Source organism: Pseudomonas sp. BSw22131, from assembly GCF_026810445.1.
Classification (GTDB): Bacteria; Pseudomonadota; Gammaproteobacteria; order Pseudomonadales; family Pseudomonadaceae; genus Aquipseudomonas; species Aquipseudomonas huanghezhanensis.
The window spans coordinates 993710-1019262 of the sequence record NZ_CP113949.1; the positions used below are offsets into that span (position 1 = coordinate 993710).

General features: G+C 58.8%; 21 protein-coding genes. 8 read left to right on the top strand and 13 right to left on the bottom strand.

The features are described from left to right. Window positions 1-6: 6 nt before the first annotated feature. Window positions 7-1275 (bottom strand): OprD family porin, encoded by a 1269-nt coding sequence (locus OYW20_RS04340; RefSeq protein WP_268799507.1) that lies wholly within the window; start codon window positions 1273-1275, stop codon window positions 7-9. 1 nt (window position 1276) lies between these two features. On the opposite strand from OYW20_RS04340, the gene OYW20_RS04345 reads away from it, so the two are divergent. The 7 genes from OYW20_RS04345 (at window position 1277) to OYW20_RS04375 (ending at window position 9091) form a co-directional block, all read left to right on the top strand. Next, on the top strand, window positions 1277-1516 hold the full coding sequence (locus OYW20_RS04345) for a hypothetical protein (RefSeq protein ID WP_268799508.1): 240 nt from the start codon (window positions 1277-1279) through the stop codon (window positions 1514-1516). A 316-nt stretch (window positions 1517-1832) separates the two neighbouring features. Then, window positions 1833-2780 (top strand): substrate-binding domain-containing protein, encoded by a 948-nt coding sequence (locus OYW20_RS04350; protein WP_268799509.1) that lies wholly within the window; start codon window positions 1833-1835, stop codon window positions 2778-2780. A gap of 83 nt (window positions 2781-2863) precedes the next feature. Next, entirely contained in the window at window positions 2864-4375 is a 1512-nt protein-coding gene (locus OYW20_RS04355) for a sugar ABC transporter ATP-binding protein (RefSeq protein ID WP_268799510.1), read from the top strand. 4 nt (window positions 4376-4379) lie between these two features. After that, a complete protein-coding gene (locus tag OYW20_RS04360) occupies window positions 4380-5339 on the top strand; it encodes an ABC transporter permease (RefSeq protein ID WP_268801042.1) in 960 nt (319 codons plus the stop codon). Between the two features lie 137 nt (window positions 5340-5476). After that, window positions 5477-6565, top strand: a complete 1089-nt coding sequence (locus OYW20_RS04365) for an alcohol dehydrogenase catalytic domain-containing protein (RefSeq protein WP_268799511.1) — start codon at window positions 5477-5479, stop codon at window positions 6563-6565. Between the two features lie 253 nt (window positions 6566-6818). Beyond that, window positions 6819-8357 (top strand): FGGY-family carbohydrate kinase, encoded by a 1539-nt coding sequence (locus OYW20_RS04370; RefSeq protein WP_268799512.1) that lies wholly within the window; start codon window positions 6819-6821, stop codon window positions 8355-8357. Window positions 8358-8389: 32 nt separating this feature from the next. Continuing rightward, the gene (locus OYW20_RS04375; RefSeq protein WP_328284819.1) at window positions 8390-9091 is read left to right on the top strand and encodes an SDR family oxidoreductase; all 702 of its coding nucleotides are present in this window, start codon (window positions 8390-8392) and stop codon (window positions 9089-9091) included. 29 nt (window positions 9092-9120) lie between these two features. Here the strand turns inward: OYW20_RS04375 and OYW20_RS04380 are convergent, their stop codons facing one another. Both OYW20_RS04380 and acs read right to left on the bottom strand, forming a co-directional pair. After that, on the bottom strand, window positions 9121-9990 hold the full coding sequence (locus OYW20_RS04380) for an oxygenase MpaB family protein (protein ID WP_268799514.1): 870 nt from the start codon (window positions 9988-9990) through the stop codon (window positions 9121-9123). A gap of 80 nt (window positions 9991-10070) precedes the next feature. After that, window positions 10071-12008 (bottom strand): acetate--CoA ligase, encoded by a 1938-nt coding sequence (gene acs, locus OYW20_RS04385; RefSeq protein ID WP_268799515.1) that lies wholly within the window; start codon window positions 12006-12008, stop codon window positions 10071-10073. 250 nt (window positions 12009-12258) lie between these two features. Here acs and OYW20_RS04390 point away from each other — a divergent pair, with 250 nt between their 5' ends. Beyond that, window positions 12259-12825, top strand: coding sequence for a hypothetical protein (locus OYW20_RS04390; protein WP_268799516.1), 567 nt, complete (start codon window positions 12259-12261; stop codon window positions 12823-12825). A 71-nt stretch (window positions 12826-12896) separates the two neighbouring features. On the opposite strand, the gene pgi is transcribed toward OYW20_RS04390, so the two are convergent. The 10 genes from pgi to dksA all read right to left on the bottom strand — a co-directional run bounded on the left by pgi (window position 12897) and on the right by dksA (window position 25534). Further along, a complete protein-coding gene (pgi, locus tag OYW20_RS04395) occupies window positions 12897-14561 on the bottom strand; it encodes a glucose-6-phosphate isomerase (RefSeq protein WP_268799517.1) in 1665 nt (554 codons plus the stop codon). Window positions 14562-14883: 322 nt separating this feature from the next. Continuing rightward, window positions 14884-15735: a pantoate--beta-alanine ligase gene (panC, locus tag OYW20_RS04400; RefSeq protein WP_268799518.1), complete on the bottom strand. Its 852-nt coding sequence runs from the start codon at window positions 15733-15735 to the stop codon at window positions 14884-14886. Continuing rightward, on the bottom strand, window positions 15732-16532 hold the full coding sequence (panB, locus tag OYW20_RS04405) for a 3-methyl-2-oxobutanoate hydroxymethyltransferase (RefSeq protein WP_268799519.1): 801 nt from the start codon (window positions 16530-16532) through the stop codon (window positions 15732-15734). The genes panC and panB overlap by 4 nt, the downstream gene beginning before the upstream one ends. Before the next feature lie 234 nt (window positions 16533-16766). Continuing rightward, window positions 16767-17246 (bottom strand): 2-amino-4-hydroxy-6-hydroxymethyldihydropteridine diphosphokinase, encoded by a 480-nt coding sequence (folK, locus tag OYW20_RS04410; protein ID WP_408005461.1) that lies wholly within the window; start codon window positions 17244-17246, stop codon window positions 16767-16769. A 17-nt stretch (window positions 17247-17263) separates the two neighbouring features. Next, window positions 17264-18667, bottom strand: a complete 1404-nt coding sequence (locus OYW20_RS04415) for a polynucleotide adenylyltransferase PcnB (RefSeq protein ID WP_268799521.1) — start codon at window positions 18665-18667, stop codon at window positions 17264-17266. A gap of 738 nt (window positions 18668-19405) precedes the next feature. Continuing rightward, the gene (locus OYW20_RS04420; RefSeq protein ID WP_268799522.1) at window positions 19406-20842 is read right to left on the bottom strand and encodes a sigma-54-dependent transcriptional regulator; all 1437 of its coding nucleotides are present in this window, start codon (window positions 20840-20842) and stop codon (window positions 19406-19408) included. Between the two features lie 22 nt (window positions 20843-20864). Continuing rightward, the gene (locus tag OYW20_RS04425) at window positions 20865-23819 is read right to left on the bottom strand and encodes a sensor histidine kinase (protein WP_268799523.1); all 2955 of its coding nucleotides are present in this window, start codon (window positions 23817-23819) and stop codon (window positions 20865-20867) included. Continuing rightward, entirely contained in the window at window positions 23803-23979 is a 177-nt protein-coding gene (locus OYW20_RS04430) for a hypothetical protein (protein ID WP_002552060.1), read from the bottom strand. The genes OYW20_RS04425 and OYW20_RS04430 overlap by 17 nt, the downstream gene beginning before the upstream one ends. A 124-nt stretch (window positions 23980-24103) precedes the next feature. Next, entirely contained in the window at window positions 24104-24991 is an 888-nt protein-coding gene (gluQRS, locus tag OYW20_RS04435) for a tRNA glutamyl-Q(34) synthetase GluQRS (RefSeq protein ID WP_268799524.1), read from the bottom strand. A gap of 99 nt (window positions 24992-25090) precedes the next feature. Continuing rightward, window positions 25091-25534, bottom strand: a complete 444-nt coding sequence (gene dksA / locus OYW20_RS04440; protein ID WP_268799525.1) for an RNA polymerase-binding protein DksA — start codon at window positions 25532-25534, stop codon at window positions 25091-25093. Window positions 25535-25553: the final 19 nt, after the last annotated feature.

The window sequence follows — 25553 nt, forward strand, 5'->3', positions numbered from 1 at the left end:
AAGGCGCTACAGCAGTGAGATCGGATAGCTGATGAACAGCCGGTTTTCGTCGAACTCATTGGTGCTGAAGTCTCGACGAATGCTCGAATTGCGCCACCTGACGTTCAGGGTTTTGAACGCGCCGCTCTGCACGGTATAGGCCAGTTCCGATTCCCGTCCCCATTCCTTGCCGTCGGTGATCGCGCCGGTGTGCACGTTGTCGCCGCTGATGTAGCGGTTCATCAGGGTCAGGCCGGGCACACCCAGGACGGCAAAATCCAGGTCGTGACGCAGTTGCCACGAGCGCTCTTTTGCGTTGTCGTAGCTGGCGTTGTAGCTGTCGTTGGCGAGAGTGCCACCGCTGGTGCCATTGACACGGAACCAGCCGTTATCGCCGCTGACCTTTTGCAGCCCGACGTAAAAAGTGTTGCCCAGATACTTGGCCGAAAGCAGCGCGTAGGCGGTCTTGTTGTCGAGGTCGCCCGCCAGTTTGCTGCCGTCTTCTTCGCCCCAGAAATAACCGAGGTTGGCAGCCAGCGTGACATCGCCAATGGGCTGGGCGTGTATGACATTGATGAACTTCTGGTTGTAGATGTCTTCGAGTTGCGCGTACCACACGCCGACTTGCGTGCGTTTCTCGTTGAACTGGTATTCACCGCCACCGAAGTTGAAGCGGTCCGAGGTAAACGCACCGCGACCGTTGAGCGACATGTCTTCCATGCTCGCATCGTTGCGCGGGCTGTTGCCGCGAAACTGACCGCCGTAGAGGCTCAAACCCGAGAACTCTCGGGAGGTGACCTGGCCTCCGCGAAAGGTCTGTGGCAAAGAGCGGCCATCGTCCGAGCGCAGGATGGGCAACACGGGCATCCATTCACCGACTTTCAGTTCGGTCTTGGAAATGCGCGCCTTGCCGGCTACACCAAAGCGGCCGAAGTTATCGGCGGGCCGGCCGTCATCGTGGATCGGCAACAACTGCGTTCCCCCCGTGCCTTTGCCGCCGTCGAGCTTCTGCGAATACAGCCCCAGCACGTCCACACCGAAGCCGACAGTGCCCTGAGTGAAGCCGGATTTAACGTCGAGAATGAAGTTCTGCGTCCACTCTTCGGCCTTGCCTTGCGGTGCCGCAGCGTTCGGGTAGTCGGGGTTGGTGAAGTTGCGATTGAAGTACGCGTTGCGCAGGTTGAGCGACGCTTTGGTGTCTTCGACAAAGCCTTCGGCCTGACCCAATACGGGAAGCGCGAGAGCGGCGCTGGCGGTGCTCCAGAGGACAAGTGTGCGGGTGTTGAAGGTTGCCATGATGGTTGTTCTCCCTTTTCTCGACATGACGATCCCTGCGCCCATCATCAATGATCGGCATTTGCTGGCGGGACCGGTGATTCCCCTGTCCCGCGCTCTGGACCGAGCAGCAGGCATTGGCGAAGTGGTGCTGACGGGCTTGCCGTCAGAGCATTCGGTGAGGGATCAGAAGTGGAGTCGAGCGCTGACGCAACGCAGTGGCGGTCAGGGGGAATCGGGAATAGTGCGAGGCGTGTTTTGAGCGCAACACGGGTGCATTGACGGCGTTCGTCATGGTGCGAGTACCTTTTTTATTGTTGTTATGCCGTTATACGTTGTCGTACAACGTGCAGGATTATTGGCAGCATTTCCTTGGCTGTCAACGCGAACCTCTCATTTAAATTGACGTAGGCTTTTCAACCGTCTTGAAGACCTTGCCGGTGACCATCAATGCCGGTCTTCCGTGAGTGCATTTGTGCTGAAGGAAGCCAGTTGCCAAGCTCAATGTTTTCTGATAATTTCGAAAATGTTAACGATGACATTTTCGCCTTAAAAATAAAAACAACGGGATTTTCGCTATGACAACTCGCGCCAAAAAAGGCTTATCAACGGTCGTGTGCTCCCTCGCTTTAGCCATCGCGTGCGGCAGTGCCGTCACTGCTCAGGCCGCTGATGCAGCCAAGACAGGCCCGATGAAAATCGGTGCTTCGTTCCAGGAAATCAACAACCCCTATTTCGTGACCATGAAGGCCGCCCTTGAGGACGCCACCAAAAGCATTGGTGCCGAACTGCTGGTCACCGACGCCCGTCACGACGTCTCCAAGCAGCTCAGTGATATCGAAGACATGCTGCAAAAGGGCATCGATATTCTGATCATCAACCCGACTGATTCAGTAGGTGTGCAGTCCGCCGTAAAACAGGCGCATGACAAAGGCGTGGTCGTTGTCGCGGTAGACGCACAGGCTGACGGCCCGCTGGATTCCTTCGTCGGCTCGAAAAACTACGACGCAGGCGTTCAGGCGTGTGAATACCTGGCCAAGAACATCGGCGGTAAAGGCGATGTAGGGATCCTCGACGGCATCGCTGTGGTGCCAATCCTTGAGCGCGTTCGCGGTTGCAAGGACGCGCTGGCCAAGCACCCCGAAATCAAGATCGTCAGCATTCAGAACGGCAAGCAGGAACGTGATCAGGCGCTCAGCGTGACTGAAAACATGCTGCAGGCGCAGCCCAACCTCAAAGGGCTGTTCAGCGTCAACGACAACGGATCGCTAGGCGCGTTGGCTGCCATCGAGTCCAGCGGCATGGACGTCAAGCTGACCAGCGTCGATGGCGCGCCGGAAGCCATCAAGGAAATCCAGAAACCGGGCAGCAAGTTCATCGCCACTTCCGCCCAGTACCCGCGCGATCAGGTGCGGCTGGCGCTCGGTATCGCATTGGCCAAGAAGTGGGGCTCGCAAGTGCCCAAGGCTATCCCCGTCGATATCTTGCTGGTGGATCAGGCCAAGGCCAAAACCTTCTCCTGGTGACACGCCTGTGAGCCTCCGTCGAGCAGCTATTCTGCTTGACGGGGGTTCACCGACCGAGCGATTTCTGGTTTGACGAGGTGCGCATGAGCAGCCTTCTGCAATTGGAAAACATCTGTAAAAGCTATCCCGGCGTGCACGCACTCAAGTCGATCAACCTGCAGGTCGAGCGTGGCGAGATTCATGCGTTGCTGGGTGAAAACGGTGCGGGCAAATCGACCCTCATGAAGATCCTCGCAGGCGTCGAACATCAGGATCAGGGCAGCATTCTGATCGATGGCGCCGTGCAGCATTTTGCGACCTACAACGAAGCCATCGCGGCTGGCATCGGCATCGTGTTTCAGGAATTCAGCCTGATCCCGTACCTCAATGCAGTGGAAAATATTTTCCTCGGTCACGAGATCGTCAACGGCTTCGGCCTGCTGCGCAAAAACGAGATGCGCGAAAAAGCAATCGCGCTGTTTGATCGCCTGGGCGTGAGTATCAACCTGGACTGTTCGGTGCAGCATTTGAGCGTCGCCGAGCAGCAGTTTGTGGAGATCGCCAAGGCCCTGGCCCTCGAAGCGCGCTTGCTGATCCTCGATGAACCCACTGCCACGCTTACACCGTCCGAAGCCGAGCTGTTGTTCGACATCATGCGCGAGCTGAAAAGCCAGGGCGTGGCGGTGATCTTTATCTCGCACCATCTGGAAGAAATCTTCCAGGTGTGCGACCGCATCAGTGTGTTGCGCGATGGCAGCAATGTCGGCGCGCTGACGGTGGCTGACAGCGACATCGACACCTTGGTCGAAATGATGGTCGGGCGGCGTCTGGAAGCCAGCTTTCCGCCCAAAACTTCCACCGCCGTCAGTGAAGTGCTGCTGGAGGTGCGCGACATTCAGCTGACAAAAAACGGCCCGCACAACAGCTTCAAATTGCACAAGGGCGAGATTCTTGGTTTTGCCGGGCTGGTGGGCTCGGGGCGCACGGAGCTGGCGCTTGGCGTCATCGGCGCATTGTCGGTGGTCAGCAAGGACGTCTTGCTGCGCGGGCAGCCGGTCAGTCTGAGCGACCCTGCTGACGCACTCGCCAATGGCATCGGCCTGTTGCCCGAGAGCCGCAAAAGCGAAGGGCTGATTGTGGATTTCAGCATTCGCGAGAACATTTCCCTGAACAACCTCGGCAAGTACGAAGGCCACAGCCATCTGCTGGACCGGCGCAAGGAAAACGACACCACCGCTGACTTGATGAAGCAGCTGTCGATCAAGGCGCCGACCTGCGAAAGCCGGGTGCTGAACCTCAGCGGTGGCAACCAGCAGAAGGTGGTGATCGCACGCTGGATCAATCACCACTGCGACATTCTGATTTTCGACGAACCGACCCGAGGCATCGACGTTGGTGCCAAGGCCGAAATCTATACCCTGATGCGCAAACTCACTGAGCAAGGCTTCGCGATCATCATGATCTCCTCGGAATTGCCGGAAATCATCGGCATGTGCGATCGCGTGGCGGTGTTTCACAAGGGCGCAATCGTCAACGTGCTGGAGACATCGAACATCAACCCGCAAGAGGTGATGCGCCATGCCACCGGGAGTCTGAACAGTGAATACGTCCATTAAAACCATGAACACTCAACCCGGCCGGATGAAACTCAACTTCGCCCAACTGATCCGCTCGCCGGCGTTTTATCCGTTTGTCGGGCTGTTGGTGGTGACGGTCTTCATGATCTTCGCCAGCGACAAATTCCTGACCGGCGCGAACCTGGAGAACATTGCCCGGCAGGTGTCGATCAACGCGATCATCGCGGTCGGCATGACCTGCGTGATTCTCACAGGTGGCATCGATTTGTCGGTCGGGCCGGTGATGGCGTTATCCGGCACCTTGACCACCGGTTTGATGGTTGCGGGCGTTCCACCACCGATTGCGATCCTCATCGGTTTGCTGATTGGCGTGGGTTTTGGCGTTGGCAACGGGATCTTCGTGGCGTACCTGAAAATGCCGCCGATCATTGTCACCCTCGCGACCATGGGCATCGCGCGGGGGCTGGGCTTGATGTACACCGATGGCTACCCGATTTCCGGCATGCCCGACTGGTTCTCCTGGTTCGGTCGCGGAACGCTGTTCGGGATTCAGGTGCCGATCCTGATCATGCTGGCGACGTACTTCGTGGCCTGGGTGCTGCTGCAACACACCCGCATCGGGCGTTACGTGTACGCCATTGGCGGCAACGAGGAAGCGGTGCGTCTGTCAGGCGTCCGGGCGTCACGATTCAAGCTGCTGGTGTATTCGATCAGCGGCCTGACCGCTGCGATTGCCGGGCTGGTGCTGTCGTCCCGACTGATGAGCGGACAGCCCAATGCCGGCGTCGGTTTTGAGCTGGACGCCATTGCAGCCGTGGTGCTTGGCGGCGCCTCGATTGCCGGTGGTCGCGGCGTGATTGTCGGAACGTTGGTGGGTGCCATGCTTTTAGGTGTGCTCAACAACGGATTGAACATGCTCGGCGTCTCGCCCTATGTGCAGAGCGTGATCAAGGGCGGGATTATTTTGCTGGCGATTTTCATCAGCCGGCAGCGGCATAAGTAGGGATGGAACAACACCTTGTAGGCGCGCGCTTGCCCGCGATTTGGTTTTTCAGACGCCATCGTATCGTCTGGTCGATTGCATCGCGGGCAAGCGCGCTCGTACAGCTCATCTAAAGAACTTCACACAGGTAACCAGTCATGGAACAAAACACACAAAACACCATGCAAGCCGTCGTCTGCCATGCGCCCAAAGATTACCGTCTGGAGCGTGTCGGCATGCCTCAGGCCCGGGCCAATGAGCTGGTGATCCGCATCGGCGCCTGCGGCATCTGCGCCAGCGATTGCAAATGCCACTCCGGCGCGGCGATGTTCTGGGGCGGCGAGAGCCCGTGGGTGAAGGCCCCGGTCATTCCCGGTCACGAGTTTTTCGGTTACGTGGAACAACTGGGTGAGGGCGCAGAGGAACACTTCGGCGTGAAGGTTGGCGACAAGGTGATCGCCGAGCAGATCGTGCCGTGCGAGAAGTGCAAGTTCTGCAAAACCGGCAAGTACTGGATGTGCGAAGTGCACAACATTTTCGGCTTCCAGAAAGACGTCGCTGAAGGCGGCATGGCGCAGTTCATGCGTATTCCCAAGACCGCCATCGTGCACAAGATCCCGGAATCCGTTTCACTGGAAGACTCGGCGCTGATCGAGCCGATGGCGTGCTCCATTCATACCGTCAACCGTGGCGACGTGCAGCTCGACGACGTGCTGGTGATTGCGGGTGCCGGGACGTTGGGGCTGTGCATGGTGCAAGTCGCGGCCCTGAAAACGCCGAAAAAACTGGTGGTCATCGACATGGTCGACGAGCGTCTGGAGCTGGCGAAGAAATACGGCGCTGACGTGGTGATCAACCCAAGCCGCGACGACGCCAAGGCAATCATCAACGGCCTGACCGATGGCTACGGCTGTGACGTTTACATCGAAACCACTGGCGTACCGATCGGCGTTACCCAAGGGCTGGACCTGATTCGCAAGCTGGGACGTTTTGTGGAGTTCAGTGTGTTCGGGGCAGAAACCAGTGCCGACTGGTCGATCATTGGCGACCGCAAAGAACTCGACGTGCGCGGCGCGCATCTGGGGCCGTATTGCTATCCGGTGGCCATCGACCTGTTCGAACGCGGCCTTGTCACCTCCAAAGGCATCGTTACCCACGACTTCGGCCTGGACGACTACGCCGAAGCCTTCGCGCTGGCGGACTCGACCAAGTCGATCAAAGTGCTGCTAAAACCGGTCATAGGCTAACCCCGAACCCTGTAGGAGCTGCCCAGGTACGAAAGCTCCGGGGTCGTGGGCGACCGATGCGGATTGTCAGACAAACCGCATCGCGACCGTCGTTACTTCCGATTGCGCCTACAGGTGACCGCGTATGGCCTTTCGCGAATGAATTCGCTCCTACAGCTTTGACGCGTTCTCTGTAGGAGCGAACGTGTTCGCGAGAGGCCCTTGCGCCGTATACGTCTTCAGGACAAACCCTATAACAAGAGAGACCACTCAGATGGACTACGTCATCGGCGTCGACATCGGCACCCAGAGTACCAAAGCCCTATTGGTAGACGCCGAGGGACGCATCGTCGCTCAGCACAGCCACAGCTATAAAGTCGACACGCCCAAACCGCGATGGGCCGAGCAGTGGCCGCAGGTTTGGCTGGACGCGGTGGAAGTCTGCATCGCCGGGTGCATGCGCAAAGCCGGCGTAGCCAAAGACAGCGTCAAATCCCTCTGCGTCAGCAGCTTGTATGGCGGTTCGGGGATTGCCGTCGACGCGCAGATCAAACCGCTTTATCCGTGCCTGATCTGGATGGATCGGCGAGCGGGGGAGCAAGTGGAATGGGTCAACCAGCACGTTGATCTTGAGCGCCTTTACGACATCACCGGCAACTCGGTGGACAGCTATTACGGCTTCACCAAAATGCTATGGCTCAAAGACAAACAGCCGCGAATCTGGGAGCAGACTCGCTATCTGCTGCCGCCCAACAGCTACATCAACTATTGCCTGACAGGCGAAGTGGCGGTGGATCACAGCTCGGCGGGCAACATCGGCGGCGTGTATGACGTCGCCAAGCGACAGTGGTCGCCTGAGATGCTCGATGCGTTGGGAATCCCGTTGTCGATGATGCCCGAGCGCCTTGTGCATTCAGGCGATGTGGTGGGCGGCCTGCTTGAAGCGTGGGCCGACAGGCTGGGGCTTCAGGCCGGTATCCCTTTACTTGGCGGCGGTGTCGATGCGGCCATGGCGACGTTCGCGGCAGGCGTCACCGAGGCGGGCAACCATGTGGCAATGATCGGCACCAGCATGTGCTGGGGGTATTTGAATCAGCACGTGGACGCGCGTCACGGTCTGGTCAGCTTCCCGCATGTGTTCAACGGCGCCGAAGACCTCTACATCTTCGGCGGCGCGATCACGGCCGGCGCATCGGTGAGCTGGTTTCGCGAGCAGTTTTGCCAAGGCGAAGAGCAGCAGTCACGCGAGACGGGTGAGGACAGCCACGTCATTCTCGAACGCGCCGCCAACAAGATTCCGGCGGGCAGCGATGGCCTGCTGTTCTTGCCCTACCTGATGGGCGAGCGCAGCCCGGTGTGGGATGCCAAGGCCAGCGGCAGTTTTGTCGGGCTGAACCTGTATCACACCCGCACCCATCTTTATCGCGCGGTGCTTGAGGGCGTGACCTTCGCTCTGCGCCACAACATCGAAGCGGGTACGCGTGGCGCGCAGTCGCTTGATCCACGCTTGATTGTGGTGGGCGGCGCGAGTCATTCGGACTTGTGGATGCAGATCATCGCCGACGTCACGGGCTACCCCGTCTATACCATCGTTCAAGAGGTGGAGGCCGCACTGGGCGCCGCATTGCTGGCGGCGCAGGCGGTCGGTCTGGTAGACGAAGCGCAGGTGCGAAAAGGCTGGGTGGAACTCGAAAAGCGCGCAGAGCCGCAGGCCGCGAACGTAGAACTGTACTCGCGCATGTTTGCCGATTACGTGGCGCTGTATCCCGCGCTTAAACCGATCATGCATCGCCTGCAAGGAGCGTCATCTTGAGTAATGCTGCATTCGATTTCAGCGGCCAGCGAATGCTGGTCACGGGCGCCAGCAGCGGGATTGGCTGGGAAGTGACTCAGCATCTGTTACGCAGCGGGGCCGAGGTTTACGCCATGGGCCGTGATGTTGCGGCGCTGGAAACACTCGCAGCGCAGGGCTGCACGGTGCTGCGAGTGGACATGGCCGATAACGCCCAGCTTGCAGCCGCGTTGCAGGCGTTACCGGTGATGCACGGGCTGGTCAACTGCGCCGGGGTTTCGGTGCTGGAGGCGGCGACCGAGGTCAGCGCACAGGCGTTTGATCACGTCATGTCGGTCAACGTGCGAGCGGCGGCGCTGGTGGCGGGCGCAGTCGCCCGGTCAATGATCGAAGCGAACGTCGCGGGCAGCATCGTCAACGTGTCGAGCCAGGCCTCGTTGGTGGCGCTGGACGACCATTTGAGTTACTGCGCATCCAAGGGCGCGATGGACGCCATGACTCGCGTGCAGTGTGCGGAGTGGGGCAGGTTCGGGATTCGGGTCAACAGCGTGAACCCGACCGTAACCCTGACGCCAATGGCGATCATGGCCTGGAGCGAGCCGAGCAAACGTGACCCGGCACTGGCGGCCATTCCACTTGGGCGTTTTGCTGAAACAGCGGAAGTCGCCGCGCCGATCCTGTTCCTGTTGAGCACCGCAGCGTCGATGATCAGCGGTGTGTCACTGCCGATTGATGGCGGCTACACCAGCCGTTAACGCTAAGTTGCCCGCAGATCGGAGCTCCTTTACACAACGCCCATCCGCCGTTTCGCGCGGTGGACCGACGCATTGCGCACGGCCCAGCGTAGCACTGGCGCGCTGCGGTTGACCCCGGCGCGGATCATCGTGCGGGCAAGATCGGTCTGCTGAATATCCAGCATCGTGCTCGCCCAACCCGGCAGCAAATCGACGCTGGCCTGCATCATCAAACTGCCCACAGGCTTTGCCAGACGACTCGGCGCGGGAGCACCCTTGAGCACCCGCAGCACTTCACGAGTGCGCTCACTGCATTCGAGCTGTGAACGCATGCTTCGTGAATAGTCGTCAATAGCGCTTTGTGAAGTCGGCACGTCTGTAGCGCCGAGCCTTTGGGCCACAATCGCCGTTTCGGCGTAATACCGGTCTTTGTCTGCGGACGAAATCGACGGGTCCAGGTAGCGCTGATGGGCACTCATGAAGCTGCTGACTTCCGTGACATGCACCCACGTGAGCAATTCCGGATCGCTGGCAGCGTAGGTGCTGCCATCCGGCGCGATCCCGGTAACGTGCGAGTGAATACCGCGCACTTTATCGATCAGCCAGTTGGCGTCGCGGGTCGAGCCGAAGGTGGTGCCGGAGATGAACTGCCCGGTCCTGCGCAGACGCCCGAGCATGTCCTCGCGAAAATTGGAATGATCCCAGACGCCTGCCAGCACTCGAGGGTGAAGCATTTGCAGCATCAACGCGCATACGCCACCGATCAACATGCTTGGAAAATCCCCATGTACCCGCCAGCACACGGCGTCAGGACCGAACAGTCCGGGGTCGCCCTTTGGGTTCTCCATGTCCAGTTGGCCCAAGGACAGACCGGTCATGCTCATGACTTGAGTTTCAATGCGTGTGCGGATGAATTCCATGGGCGCCTATCGTATGGGGCGGATCAGTTTGACGCACTTCGTTGCAGGCGCGCTCTTACCATTCAGGTGGCCGTTTCGGCTCATTGATTCAGGCGTTTCTCGATCAGGCCCTCGACGACGCTCGAGTCCGCCAGCGTCGAAATGTCGCCGAGGCTGTCCAGTTCGTTGCAGGCGATCTTGCGCAGGATGCGGCGCATGATTTTGCCCGAGCGAGTCTTCGGCAGCGCAGGCGCCCATTGAATCAGCTCAGGCCTGGCAAAGCTGCCAATCTCTTTACTGACGTGCGCGAGCAGCTCTTTTTTCAAGTCGTTGCTCGGCTCCACGCCGTCCATCACCGTGACGAACGCATAGATGCCCATGCCCTTTACATCGTGCGGGTAACCCACCACCGCGGCTTCGGCAATGCTGCCGTGCAGCACGAGTGCGCTTTCCACCTCCGCAGTGCCAATCCTGTGACCGGACACGTTGATCACGTCGTCCACGCGACCGGTGATCCAGTAATGACCATCCTCATCGCGCCTTGCTCCATCCCCCGTGAAGTAATAACCAGGGTAGGGCGCAAAGTAGGTATCGAACATGCGCTTCGGGTCGCCATACACGCTACGTATCTGCCCCGGCCAGCAGGCCTTTATCGCCAGCAGGCCGCTGTTCGCGCCGTCGAGCTCGTTGCCTTTTTCGTCCAGCAAGACCGGTTGCACGCCAAACATGGGCTGCGTCGCGCAACCGGGTTTCAAAGGGTTGGTGCTCAACAGGGGCGTCAGCATGATGCCGCCGGTTTCGGTCTGCCACCATGTATCGACAATGGGGCAGCGTTCTTTACCTACGTGATGGAAATACCATTCCCACGCTTCGGGGTTAATCGGCTCACCCGCTGTGGCTAGCAATCGCAGGCTTTCACGCGATGTGTTCTGCAACGGCTTTAGCCCTTCACGCATCAGTGCGCGCAATACAGTGGGCGCCGTGTAGAAAATATTGACGCGGTGCTTGTCGATCACTTTCCAGAACCGTGAGCTGTCCGGATAGTTGGGCACCCCTTCGAAGATCAGTGTCGTGGCACCGTTGGCCAAGGGGCCGTAGACGATGTAACTGTGCCCCGTGACCCAGCCCACATCGGCGGTGCACCAGAAAACCTCGCCATCGCGATAATCGAACACGTATTGATGCGTCATGGCAGCCTGCAGCAGATAACCGCCGGTGGTGTGAAGCACGCCTTTGGGTTTGCCAGTGCTGCCCGAGGTATAGAGGATGAACAGCGGATCTTCGGCGTCCATCGGCTCTGGCGGACAATCGTCACTGATGCCGTGCCGCGCTTCGTGGTACCAGATATCGCGGCCTTCGACCCAATCGACCTCACCTTGCGTGCGCTGCACGACAAGCACCGTACTGACGTCAGGGCAGCCCACCAGCGCCTTGTCGACGTTCTGCTTGAGCGGCACATACTTACCGCCACGTACGCCTTCATCGGCGGTGATCACGGTGCGACAGTCCGCATCGAGAATGCGATCTCGCAATGCATCCGGTGAAAACCCGCCGAATACCACCGAATGCACAGCACCTATGCGTGCACACGCGAGCATCGCGTAAGCAGCCTCTGGCACCATCGGCATGTAGATGCACACACGATCACCCTTTTTCACGCCTCGGCCTTTAAGCACGTTGGCGAGGCGCGAAACATTGTCGTGAAGTTTTCTGTAGGTGATTTCAGCGGATTCTTTAGGGCTGTCACCCTCCCAGATGAGGGCAACCTGGTCGCCGCGATCATTCAGATGACGGTCGATGCAGTTGTAACTGACGTTGAGTGTGGCGCCCTTGAACCACTGCGCTTTGCCGGTGAGCATGTCGGACTGTTGTACCTGATCCCACTGAGAAAACCAGTCGATGAACCTGTTCGCTTGTTCCGCCCAGAATACGTCGGGCTGCTCGACGGATTGCCGGTACAAGCGGCTGTAATCATCCGTACTCAATTGAGCCGCTTTGCGAACCGCGTCGGCGTGTGGGAAATCGCTGAGATTGATCATGGCGTCTCCTTATTCTTCTGGTATCACATTCCATGAGAGTAGTCCGAAACGGCGAGGGGTCAGGCGCATTGGTCCGTAAGAGTCGCCCATCGCCGACGCCCCGCGAATCAATTGGCGTTGTCAGTTATGTATGACAAGTAATGACGAGTGATCCCACCGACCTGCCGGATTGGGCTGATGTTCTCAATGTGGCACGACCTGAATAATCGTCTTCCATTTTTTGCGGCTTAAGCGCAGCAGGAGGACGGTTGTGCCGAACGACAATCACGGTTCACAGAATGGCGACAGCAGCCTCAACGTCGGTGTCGGCGATTTCAGGGGTGCCAATGTCAGCATCAATCAGAGCGATCGACCCACCTTTACGCCCGAGCAGATGGACATTCAACGTCACCCGGCTTTCGGCGGGCTAGGTGTCAGGAGCGAACGCGTCTCGGTCTTCGGCTACATCACGGGCATCGCGAGCCTGATAGGTCTTTACGTCTCTTTGTTTCAACCCGTCACCGGTTGGCAAAGCTCATGGGCGTCGCTGTTTATGTTCTCGTTCATCATCGGTTTGATGGCAGTGGTTTTTTCGGCCTTGCTGCGACGGCGCCGCTTCGACCACTTCTTCGGGTCCAGGCATTACCTCGAAATGGGCGTCAACGGGCGGTTGTACGTCAATCGCTTCACGGCGACATGCCCATGGTGCGGCTCACGTATGCATTTACGTCACGTAGGGCCGAAAGAAGGTCCACGCGATGATCTCTTCATCTGCGAGCGTAACCCTCGGCAGCACACTATTACCCTCGACCCGACGGTCTTGCCCGAGATCGATTAGGTCTACGGGAAAGCAAAAAACCCGCCGCCTCTTGCGAGACAGCGGGTTTCTCAGGGTGCTGCGAGGCTGGATCAGCCGCGGTGACGACCACGGAAATAATTGATCAGGCCTTGAGTCGACGGGTCTTCTGCCGTTTCCTCGTTCTCACCGGTGAGGCGTGAGTAGACGCCCTTGCCCAACTCCTTGCCCAACTCCACGCCCCATTGATCGAAGGCGTTAGTCCCCCAGACCACGCTCTGCACGAACACCTTGTGCTCGTACATGGCCACCAGCGCGCCAAGACGACGCGGGCTTATACGTTCGACCACAAGCGTGTTGCTCGGACGGTTGCCGGGGATGACTTTATGCGGCGCGACGCGCTGCACTTCTTCCTCGGAAACGCCTTTTTCGCGCAGTTCGGCTTCGGCTTCGGCGCGGGTCTTGCCCAACATCAATGCCTGGCTCTGCGACAGGCAGTTGGCAAACAGCCATTGGTGGTGGTCAGACACAGGGTTGAAGCTGACGATCGGCACGATGAAGTCAGCCGGGATCAGTTGGGTACCCTGGTGCAGCAACTGGTGGTAAGCGTGCTGACCGTTGCAACCTACGCCGCCCCAGATGACCGGGCCAGTGTCCGTGTTGACGGGCGTACCGTCCTGACGAACGCTCTTGCCGTTGGACTCCATGTCCAGCTGTTGCAAGTGTTTGGTGATGTTGCGCAGGTAATGGTCGTAAGGCAGGATCGCGTGACTCTGCGCGCCCCAGAAATTGCCGTACCAGACACCGAGCAACGCCAGCAGTACCGGCATGTTCTGTTCAAACGAGGCGTTCTGGAAATGCTGGTCCATGGAGTAGGCACCGGACAGCAGTTCCTTGAAGTTGGACATGCCGATCGCCAGCGCAATCGGCAAACCAATGGCCGACCACAGCGAGTAACGACCGCCAACCCAGTCCCACATCGGGAAGATGTTCTCTTCACGAATACCGAAGGCCACTGCGGCGGCGTTGTTGCTCGACACGGCGATGAAGTGACGATACAGCTCTGCCTCGGAACCGCCTTGTGCCAGATACCAGGCGCGGGCAGCGGTCGCGTTCTTCAGGGTTTCCAGCGTACTGAACGTTTTGGACGAGACGATGAACAACGTGGTCTCGGCGCGCAGCTTCATGGTCAGTTCGTGAAACTCACTGCCGTCAATGTTCGCCAGGTAGTGACAGCGAACGCCTTTCTGCGCGTAGGACAACAGAGCTTCCGAAACCAGTTCAGGCCCGAGGAAGGACCCGCCAATGCCGATGTTGACCACGTCGGTGATCGGCTTTTCGGTGTAGCCGCGCCAGAGACCGTCGTGAATGCGCCCGACCAGATCGGTCATCTGGTTCAGCACTTTGTGCACTTCCGGCATCACGTTGTTACCGTTGACCGACAGTTTGTCGCCAACCGGACGACGCAGCGCTGTGTGCAGTGCCGGGCGACCTTCGGACGAGTTGACCAACTCGCCGTCATATTGGGCTTTGATCGCGTCCTTCAGACCCACTTCGTTGGCCAGATTGACCAGCAAGGTACGGGTTTCAGGGGTAATCAGGTTTTTCGAATAGTCGAGAAACAGACCGCAGCTGCTGAGCGTGAACTCACTGAAGCGCTTTGGATCTGCATTGAACGCCTCGCGCATGCTGAAATTCTGCATGGTCTCGCGATGTTGTTTGAGCGCCTGCCAAGCGGGCAGGGTGGTGACGTCATGAGGAGTGCGGTAGTGCGCCATCGCTGCGGGTTTCCTTGTACTTGAACTGCCTTTTGGACACAAAAGCCAGGTTGAACACAGACTCGAATACGTGCAACGGAGACTACGCCCCGGAGGCCCTGCTGTCTGCGCCTCGCTTTTCCTTTAATCGGTACTTTTTCTCACACAGCTTGTTCTTACACAGCCTTCTCTTACACAGCTCTTTCTTACAAAGTACTGCCGCTTTTCAGGCGAACTGTACGGGTATGGCATTGCCGCTATGGCTAAGTTCACTGCTCGGGGCCACTTGCCGCGACTGCGGCTACTTACCTGAGCCCGGAGACCGCTGACTGAACTGCTTGGATCAGCTTCTGTTCAGGTGCAGATTATCGATGAGGCGTGTGGTGCCGAGCCACGCTGCGGCGAGAATCACCAGATCGTTGTCATCCGGTGTTGCTGGTCGGAGCGTGACAGCCTGGCGTATTTCCAGGTAGTCGGGACGAAAGCCTGCGGCTTCAAGATCGTGCTTGCCTTTGACCAGGAGTTGTTCGAGGTCTTTCTCGCCGTTGCGAATCGCGTCGGCCACGGTGTTGATCACCTGATAAAGCGCAGGCGCGGCGGCGCGTTGTGACTCGCTCAGATAGCCATTGCGCGACGATAGCGCCAGGCCGTCAGTGGCACGAACGGTCGGTTCGCCGATGATCTGGATGGGCATGTTGAGATCGCGCACCAGTGCGCTTACCACCGCCAGCTGCTGGAAGTCTTTTTGACCGAACACGGCGATGTCGGGCTGCACCATGTTGAAAAACTTGCTGACCACTGTGGAAACGCCATCGAAATGCCCGGGGCGACTGCCACCACACAAACCTTCCGAAACCACGGGCACACGAACGATGGTCTGGTCTGCCATGCCGTGCGGGTACATCTCCTCGACCGTGGGGGTGAACAGCAAGTGGCAACCGGCCTGCAGAAGCTTTTCCTGATCGGCTGCCAGCGTGCGCGGGTAGCTGGCCAGGTCTTCATTTGGCCCGAACTGCAGAGGGTTGACGAAGAGGCTTGCCACCACGAAGTCAGCCCGCTGAGCGGCCTTGGTCACCAGCGCAATGTGTCCGCTGTGCAGGTTTCCCATAGTCGGAACCAAGGCAATACGTTTGCCTTCACTGCGCGCGCGCGCTACGGCTGCGCGCAGTTCACGGACGGTCTTGACTGTGTTCATGCCGAAAATCCATGTTCGATGGCCGGAAAGCTGACGTCTTTGACGGCGGCGACATACGCGCTAATTGCTGACTGGATGTCGGGCTGGCCGACCATGAAGTTTTTCACGAACTTGGGTACGCGGCCGGTAATCGACAAGCCCAGCATGTCGTGTATCACCAGTACCTGGCCGTCTGTGCCACTGCCGGCGCCAATCCCGATCACCGGAATCTTCACGGCGCTGGAGATTTCGATCGCCAGTTCGCTGGGCACGCACTCCAGCAAAATCATCGCCGCGCCAGCCTGTTCCAGTGCAATGGCGTCGGCACGCATCTGCCGCGCCTGCGTTTCAAGACGGCCTTGCACTTTGTAACCGCCAAGCACGTTGACCGATTGCGGTGTGAGCCCCATGTGCGCGCACACCGGAATCCCTCGCTCTGCCAGCAACCGAATCGACTCGGCCAGCCACGCCGCGCCCTCGATCTTGACCATGTGCGCACCGGCCTGCATCAAGGCCCCACTGTTGGCAAAGGTCTGTTCGAGGGTGGCGTACGCCATGAAAGGAAGGTCTGCGAGGATCAACGCTCCCCGGTTGCCACGTTTGACGCTGGCGACGTGATAAGCCATGTCTGCGTTTGTCACCGGCAGCGTGCTGTCATGGCCCTGAAGGACCATGCCCAGCGAATCGCCGACCAGCAGCACCTCAACACCCGCCAGGCTGGCTGTGTGGGCAAATGTTGCGTCGTAGCAGGTGAGCATGGTGATTTTTTCACCACGCTGCTTCAAGGCCTGCAGGGACGTAACGGTGATATCGGGCATCAAAAAGTCCTCATTCAGGCGCAGTGAACACGACGGCGAGCAACGCGTGATTCATTCTGAAAACGCAGGCACATCGTCGTTTCGCGATGTTTGCAAAGGCCTGTTTCGCGCCTTTTGGCCGGTACTCCGGCTTTGGGTCGCTTATATTCGTGAGGAGGGGGCGGGAAGTCAATTCCGGGTGTTACCGGTTTTGAGCGGATGTTACCGGGAGCGCGGCGGCGTGCGGTGCGGACCTCAGCCTGGGAGACGTTCCAACCCCTGGAAAGCACACTCGGCGAGCAGTTGATCCAGCGTTCGACCGTCGGCCAACATCAGCCCTGGCGCCACTTCTCCCAGCGGATACAGCACGAATGCGCGTGCTTGCATGTGGTAGTGCGGCACTTTCAGGCGGGGCTCGTCTATCAGGCGGTCACCGAACGTCAGAATATCCAGGTCCAGCGTGCGCGGCCCCCAGCGCTCATGCCGCTCGCGGCCTTGACCGGTTTCGATGGCTTGCAGCGCATCCAGCAGCGCCAAAGGCTCAAGGCCGGTGTCCACGCCTGCTACCGCATTGGTATAGCGCGGCTGACCTGGCAGCAAAGAGTCGCTCACATAAAAAGAAGAGACTTCCCACAGGTGGGTCTGGGGCAATTGCCCCAGCGACTTGATCGCGCCACGCAATTGCTCGGCGGGGTCGGCAAGGTTGCTGCCCAGTCCTATATAGACGCGCTCCATGCTCAGCGTCCTTTCGATCATTCGCCGGAAGCGGACGAGTCGGCACCCGTGCGTTTGCGCTTGGTGCTGCCACTGCGGCGACGCTTGCGCGGGCCCTGGCCGGTTTCGGACTTGCTGCCCAGATCGCGAATCATGTCGCGGCGCCCGCTGTCATTGGCTTCCTGGTACTCGGTCCACCAGTCGCCCAGGCCTTCGGTCTCTTCGCCCGCAGACTCGCGAAGCAGCAGGAAGTCGTAACCGGCGCGGAAACGGGGATTGTCCAGCAGGAGGTCGGCGCGCTTGCCGGAGCGACGTGGCAGTCGTTCCTGCATGTCCCATATCTCGCGAATCGGCATGGTAAAGCGCTTGGGAATCGCAATCCGCTGGCACTGTTCAGTAATCAGCTCATGAGCAGCTTCCTGCATGGCGGGGATTGGCGGCATGCCGCGCTCCTGCAAGCGCAGCACCCGAGCGGGCAGTGCCGGCCACAACAGCGCGGCAAACAGGAACGCCGGTGTTACCGGCTTGTTCTGCTTGACGCGCGAGTCGGTGTTGGCGAGCGCATCGCTGATCAGCGTGTGGGTGTAAGTCGGGTTGTATTCCAGCGCCTTGTTGCTGGCGGGGAACAGCGGCTCGAACAGTTCGAGGTCGACCAGCATTTCGAAGGTGGGCTCGGCGTACCCGGACAGGAACAGCTTGAGGACTTCTTCGAAAAGACGAGCGGACGGAATATCGCGCAGCATCGGCGCCAGCGGGCGAATCGGCGTGGCACTGTGCTTTTCGATACCGAAGTCGAGCTTGGCGGCGAATCGCACGGCACGCAGCATCCGCACCGGGTCTTCTTTATACCGCTGTTGCGGATCGCCAATCAGGCGGATCAGCCGATTGCGGATGTCGTGTACGCCGTTGGCGAAGTCGAGCACGCGTTCGGTGACAGGGTCGTAATACAGCGCGTTGATGGTGAAGTCGCGGCGTTGCGCGTCCTCTTCCAGAGTGCCGTAGACATTGTCACGCAGGATGCGGCCGCTCTCGTTGCGCGAGGATTGATTGCTGTCCTCGTCTTCATCATCAATAGGATGATTGGCGCGGAATGTGGCGACTTCGATGATCTCGCGACCGAAGTGGATGTGAACCAGCTTGAAACGACGGCCGATGATGCGTGCGTTACGAAACTCGGCCCGAACCTGCTCCGGCGTGGCGCTGGTGGCGACGTCGAAATCCTTGGGTTCGATGTTCAACATCAGGTCGCGAACGCATCCGCCCACCAGATAGGCCTGGTAACCGGCTGTTTGCAAACGCTCGACGATGTTGACGGCGTAGCGGCTGAATTGATTGCGCTGCAACGAATGCTGGCTACTGCTGAGCACTTCGGGCGTGGTGCGCACGTGTTGCTGCGGCTTGCGCAGTGGGGAACGGAATGACTGGAACAGCTTCTTCAGCATGGGATGCACTGTTTGAAGGGATATTCGGCCAATTTCAAAGAATGACCGCACGATGGGCGGGGATTCTAGCATTTAGTCGAGGGATGGTGTAGGACGCTGCGAAAAGCAGCAGATATGGCGCAGGAGTAGGGGCTGAAGCGATTTTGTTGCGGATGCTACTGGGGGAGCCGAAGCTCCCCCAAAGTGCGTGCTCTTATTTTTATTGTCTGTCGGGCTTTTTATTTTTGTTGAGTGCCCAATTCACGGCTTTCGCCAGTGAAACCTCCCAATCGGGAGTCAAGAGCAAACGGATTGCTTTGGTCGCTGTGCGGCAGTGATCAATCGATCCAACCAGTTCAGGCTCTACCTAAGGGTAGTTTTTGTTGTTCTCGGCCTGGTCGCGGGACAAGTCCCAAATGCAACGCCTCTCCAAAAGAATCAGTTAGCTGCGCCTCCGCCGTGTTGTTTTTATTATGCGTGAGTCGATTCGTATTATTTTTATTGTGGTGCTTTGCGGGTAACTGGTTTTTGTTGTTCTTGTACGAATAGATATAGCAGAAGCTGTGCCAACTTTTGCTAAACCTCTTGCAGCCCTTTAAAACCGGCAGGATGGCAAAACGACGCTACTTTTCGCACACCCAAAAAAACCGGGGCTTCGTTACCGTAAGCCCCGGCTCTTGTTACGTGCTGCTATCGAGGTAACAGTTTTTTCACATTGTCTGTTACGCCCGGGCCAGAGCCTTGCGCGGCGAACGGATTTTACGTTTCGCTGGCAACACCCGTTTTGCGGCGAGGTATGCCCAGGCGTTGGCGTCGTTCCCACAGGCATTTACGACTGACGCCCAGCTTGCGGGCCAGCTCGGTCTCAGTCATGTGGTCCTGATGTTCCAGAACGAAGTGCTGAAAGTAATCCTCAAGCGATAGATCTTCAGTCGGCTCGTGTGCGGTGGAGCTGGCAGACGATTGCTGTGGTGCCAGGCCGATGAACTCATCGACGTCAATGTCGCTCAGCTCGATGTCGATCCCCAACAGATCTGCGGAAATTTCCGGGCTCTCGCACAGAATCACCGCGCGCTCGACAGCGTTCTCAAGTTCACGCACGTTCCCTGGCCAGGAGTAGTGACGGATTGCCTGCTCGGCATCTGGTGCAAACCGCAAATCAGTGCGGCCGACCTTCGCGCTCTGTCTGGCAAGAAACGCGTGGGCAATCTCGTTCACGTCCGGGCCGCGCTCACGCAAGGCCGGAAGCTTGAGGGCAATAACATGCAAGCGGTAATAAAGGTCTTCACGGAACTGGCCAATCTTGGCAAGTCCTTTAAGGTCCCTGTGAGTGGCTGCGATAAGGCGCACGTCGACCTTTTGCGACTGCACCGAACCTACGCGGCGTATTTCGCCTTCCTGAAGCACGCGCAGCAGTCGGGCTTGAGCTTCAAGAGGCAACTCACCGATTTCATCAAGAAACAGGGTGCCACCGTCCGCCGCTTCGACCAGACCCGCACGGCCAGCGCTGGCACCGGTGAAGGCACCTTTTTCATGGCCGAACAGTTCGGATTCAATCAGGGTTTCAGGGATTGCCGCGCAGTTGACCGATATCATCGGCGCCTTGGCACGGCGGGAAAGGTTGTGCAGGGCGCGGGCGACCAGTTCTTTGCCCGTACCGGATTCGCCCTGAATCAGGACGTTTGAGTCGGTTGGTGCGACTTTGCGGATCTTGCTGTAAAGATCCTGCATCGGTGGGCATGACCCGATAATGCCGATTTCGCCGTTGCTGTTGTCAGCGCCGGATTTGTCGCCGCCGGGCAATTTTGCGGTGGCAGCACGTTCGGCCTGCATGCTCACGACGGTCTGACGATCACGAAGGATCCTGGAGACCGCTTGCAGCATTTCGTCATGGTCGAAGGGTTTGGCGATGTAATCCACAGCGCCCATTTTCATCGAGTCGACGGCTGATCTCAGACTGGCATAACTGGTCATGATCAGCACCGGTTTGCCTTGGCCAAGCTTGATCAGCTCGGTGCCGGGCGCTCCGGGAAGGCGCAGATCGCTGACGATAAGGTCGAACGAGGGAATGCTGAACCGCTCCTGTGCCTCTTGCACCGAGCCAGCTTCGCTGACCTGGTATTGATTGCGTTCCAGCAGGCGACGCAGGGCGGAGCGGATGATGGTTTCGTCTTCGACGATCAAAATATGGGGCATTGATTCGATTCTCTCGACGGTCTCAGTTCACGGCGGACGTCGCTTCGACATGTCGCGGTAAGGTCACCCGGATACGGGTTCCGCGCTGGTGCTCGGGGTCAGCCGGGCTGTCGATGGTGATTTGTCCATAATGCTCTTCAACGATGGAATAGACCAGCGCAAGGCCCAGCCCTGTCCCTTCCCCCGGATCCTTGGTGGTGAAGAACGGTTCGAACAAGCGGTCCATGATTGCTTTCGGAATTCCTGTGCCTTCATCTTCGACGATCAAATCGACCGTGTGTTCGCTGACTTCGCTTTTCACCCGCACCGCGCTGCCTGCGGGGGAGGCGTCACGAGCGTTGGACAGCAGATTGATCAGAACCTGAGCCAGCCGTTGCGGATCGCCATCGACCCAATGCTCGGGGTTGCACAGGTTATAGAACTGCACTTCGAAGTTGCGTCGGTTCAGCGCGAGCAGACCAATGGCATCCTGAGCGACCTCGGCCAGACAAACCGCCTCGTCGCTGTGTTGATGGCCGCCGGCATGGGCAAAGCTCATCAGCGACTGAACGATGCGCGAAACGCGTTTGGTCTGTTCGATGATCTGGCTGCTGATTTCAGTCAGCTCGCTGTCGTCTTCGCGCTCTTCGCGCAGGTTTTGCGCCAGACAGGCGATGCCGGTAATGGGGTTGCCGATCTCGTGCGCAACCCCTGCCGCCAGCCTGCCGATGCTTGCCAGCCGTTCGGAATGCACCAGTTTGTCTTCGAGCATCTGGGTGTCGGTCAAGTCTTCGACCAGCAACACCAGGCCACTATTGCCCGGTGCAAGAGGCTCATCGATGGCGGCTTTGTGCAGGTTCAGCCAGCGCGTCTGTCCATCCAGCCCCAGGCGTTGTTTGTGTAAATGCTCGTCGGGCAGATTGATGAAGCCCAGCAGCAGCTCTTTCCATGGATCGGCGATGGTCTCCAGCCGTGACCCCACGACTCGCTGTGCTCCGATCCCGGTGAGTTCTTCCATGGCCTTGTTCCACATCAGGATCTCCTGATCCTTGGCCAGCGAGCAGACGCCCATCGGCAGTTCTTGAAGCGTCTGGCGGTGGTAGCGACGCAGCGCATCGAGCTCGGCGGCAAGCCCTGTCAGCCGCGAGTGGTAATCCTCAAGACGGCTTTCGATGAAGTGGATGTCTTCGGTGACGTAGTTTTCACTGCCGGACTTATATGGCAGGAAGGTTTCGACCATGTCCTGGGCAACGCTTGGCCCCATCAGCCCGGAGAGGTTGGCCTCGATGCGGTCCCGCAAACGGCGCAGCGCGTAAGGGCGGCGCTCGTCGAACGGCAGGTACAAATCACGCAGCGCCTGTTCGACTTCTTTCTGGGCCGCCTTGGCACCCAAGGGTTTTGCCAGTTGCGTGGCGAATTCTTGAGGAGATACCGCGTGCAGCTCGCGACGTTGCGGACGCCTTACGTTGTCTACCGCGCAGGCCTCCGCGGCGCTCGCTTCTTCGGGGCTCGGATTGCTGAACAGTGATATCAGCGTGAACATCAGTACGTTGGCAGCCAGCGATGCGATTGCGGCCATGTGCCAACTGGTGTCGTCCAGCACGTAGATCATGTTGAGCAGGGGAATGTAGAAGCCCTGCAGATTGCCTATCAACGGCAGCAACATGCTGATCAGCCATACCGCCATGCCTGCGAGCAGCCCGGCCATAAAGCCGCGGCGGTTGGCGGCAGGCCAGTACAGGACCGACAGTACGCCGGGCAAAAATTGCAGGGTGGCGACGAACGCGACGATGCCCAGGTTGGCGAGATTCTGTTGCGCGCCAAGCAGCAGATAAAAGCCATAGCCGGCCATGATGATGGCGACGATCAGCGCGCGGCGTGTCCACTTCAGCCAGCGATAAATGTTGCCCTCGGCGGGCGGCTGGTAAAGCGGCAGCACCAAGTGGTTGAGGGCCATGCCGGACAGCGCAAGCGTCGTCACGATGATCAGGCCGCTGGCCGCTGACAGCCCGCCAACGTAAGCCAGAAGCGCCAGGGTCTTGCTATTGGCGGCGATGCCAATGCCGAGAGTGAAATATTCCGGGCTGGTGGTGGCACCCAGCTTGAGTCCGGCCCATAGAATCAGCGGCACTGCCAGGCTCATCAGCAGCAGAAACAACGGCAGACCCCAACTGGCACTGACCAGCGCGCGCGGGTTGAGGTTTTCGGTGAACGTCATGTGGTACATGTGCGGCATGACGATTGCCGAGGCGAAGAACACCAGCAGCAGCGTGCGCCAAGGGCCTTCCTGCAATGGCGTATGCAGCGCAGCGAGGGCGCTCTGGTTTTGCAGCAGCCATTGCTCCAGTTGCTGCGGGCCGTCGAATACGCCGTACAGCGCATAGAGGCCGATACCGCCAATGGCGATCAGTTTGATGACTGATTCAAACGCGATCGCGAACACCAGGCCTTCGTGTTTCTCTCGCGTGGCGATATGGCGGGAGCCGAAGAAAATGGTGAATAAGGTGATCAGGGCGCAGAAGGCTAGTGCGACACGGTTCTGTACGGGCTCGCGCGTCAGAATGCCGATGGAGTCGGCGACGGCCTGGATCTGTAACGCCAGCAGCGGCAGTACGCCGATCAGCATGAAGATCGTGGTCAGCGCCCCGGCCCACGTGCTGCGAAATCGGAAGGCAAACAGGTCGGCCAGAGAGGACAACTGATAGGTGCGGGTTATTTTCAGGATCGGGTAAAGCAGCACGGGTGCCAGCAAGAATGCGCCCGATACACCGAGGTAGCTGGACAGAAACCCGTAGCCATATTCATACGCCAGGCCAACGGTGCCGTAAAAAGCCCACGCGCTGGCATAAACGCCCAGCGATAACGTGTAGGTCAGCGGATGACGGATGATCCAGCGCGGAATCAGCCCGCGCTCACTGATCCAGGCAACGCTGAACAGCACCATCAGGTACGCGGCGCTGATCAGAATCATCTGGGTCAGGCTAAAGCTCATCGGCATCTCGTTGGCTCTGCAGGATAAACGTCACGACAATGAGGATCAGCCACAGCATGTACGGCCTGTACCAGGCGCCCGTTGCATCGATCCACCAGTCCATGATCGCCGGGGAAAAGAGATAGATACCTACCACCAGAAGCAGGACCAATCGGTATATGTACATTTGGCCTCCTACAGTGAATGACGCGGACTAAGCAGCGCAGGAGCGGCATGGTAACGGATGCCGTTAAGGCTGCAAGTGGCGTTTCGGCCACCGTTGCTACGCAGTGTGGGGCAAGCGCTCTGGATCAGTCTATTCGAGCTTCTTCAAGGGTGCCGACGCTGGGGATGGATTCTGAATTCCAGTGCGCGACGCCCCAACTCAATACCTCGGTTGCGTTGGCTGATTTCAGCTCGTCGGGTGCAGGCTGGCCCAGCGCTCGCAGTGCCCGAAGCAGCAAGGCATTGGCCTGATCGGCGGGCAGCGGTGGGGAGCGGTAGGACTTTCCGAGCTTGTGACCATCGGGCTGGGTAATCAGCGGGACATGCAGGTAGCGCGGTTGCGGCAGGCCGAGCAGTTCTTGCAGGTACAACTGGCGGGGTGTGGAGTCGAGCAGATCGGCGCCGCGCACTATATCCGTCACGCCTTGCCAGGCGTCATCCAGCACCACGGCCAGTTGGTAGGCGTAAAGACCATCACGACGACGGATGATGAAATCGCCCACCTCGCGTCCCAAGTGTTGGTCGAACTGACCCTGAACGCGGTCGGTGAAACGGTACTCCAGCTCAGGCACGCGAATCCGTATCGCGGCATTCTCCGGGGAGTGGCCCGCGTCACGACAAAAGCCTGGGTAAACGCCGCAGAACTCTTCCAGTTGTTTGCGAGAGCAGGTGCAGGCGTAGGCGAGGCCGTGGCTGAACCAGCGGTTGATCACCTCTTGGTACGCCTCATGGCGTTCGCTTTGTCTGACCAGTTGCCCGTCCCACTCGAATCCATAGCGTTCGAGGGTGTTGAGAATGGCCGATTGCGCCCCATCGACTTCGCGCGGCGGGTCTAAGTCTTCGATGCGCATCAGCCATTTCCCGCCTGCCGCTCGCGCGTCCAGATAGGACGCCAACGCCGCGACCAATGAGCCGAAGTGCAGATAACCGCTGGGAGTTGGCGCAAAGCGCCCTATATACGAAGGGGATTTCATGGGGGCGGATGCTACAGGAAATGAAAGGGCCAAAAGCGCACTGCTCAGCCTGAAAAAACAAAAGGCGCCGGAGCGCCTTTGTTGTGGGAAAAAGTCAGATTACTTACCGACCTGTTTTTCCTTGATTTCAGCCAGTGTCTTGCAGTCGATGCACAGATCGGCTGTTGGACGGGCTTCCAGACGACGCAGGCCTATCTCGATGCCGCACGACTCGCACCAGCCATAGTCTTCGTCTTCAATCAGCTGCAGCGTTTTGTCGATCTTCTTGATCAGCTTGCGTTCGCGATCACGGGCACGCAGTTCGAGGCTGAATTCTTCTTCCTGACTGGCGCGATCCGCCGGGTCAGGGAAGTTGGCCGCTTCGTCCTTCATGTGGTCGACTGTCCGGTCAACTTCCTGCATCAAGTCATGCTTCCACTTGTTGAGGATCTTGGTGAAATGCGCGCGCATGGGCTTGCCCATGTATTCCTCACCCTTCGATGCAACGTAGGGTTCGAAACCACTGATCAGTTGACTGCTTTTTTGCTTTTCTTGGGTGGGCATGAAGGGACCGCCTCTCACT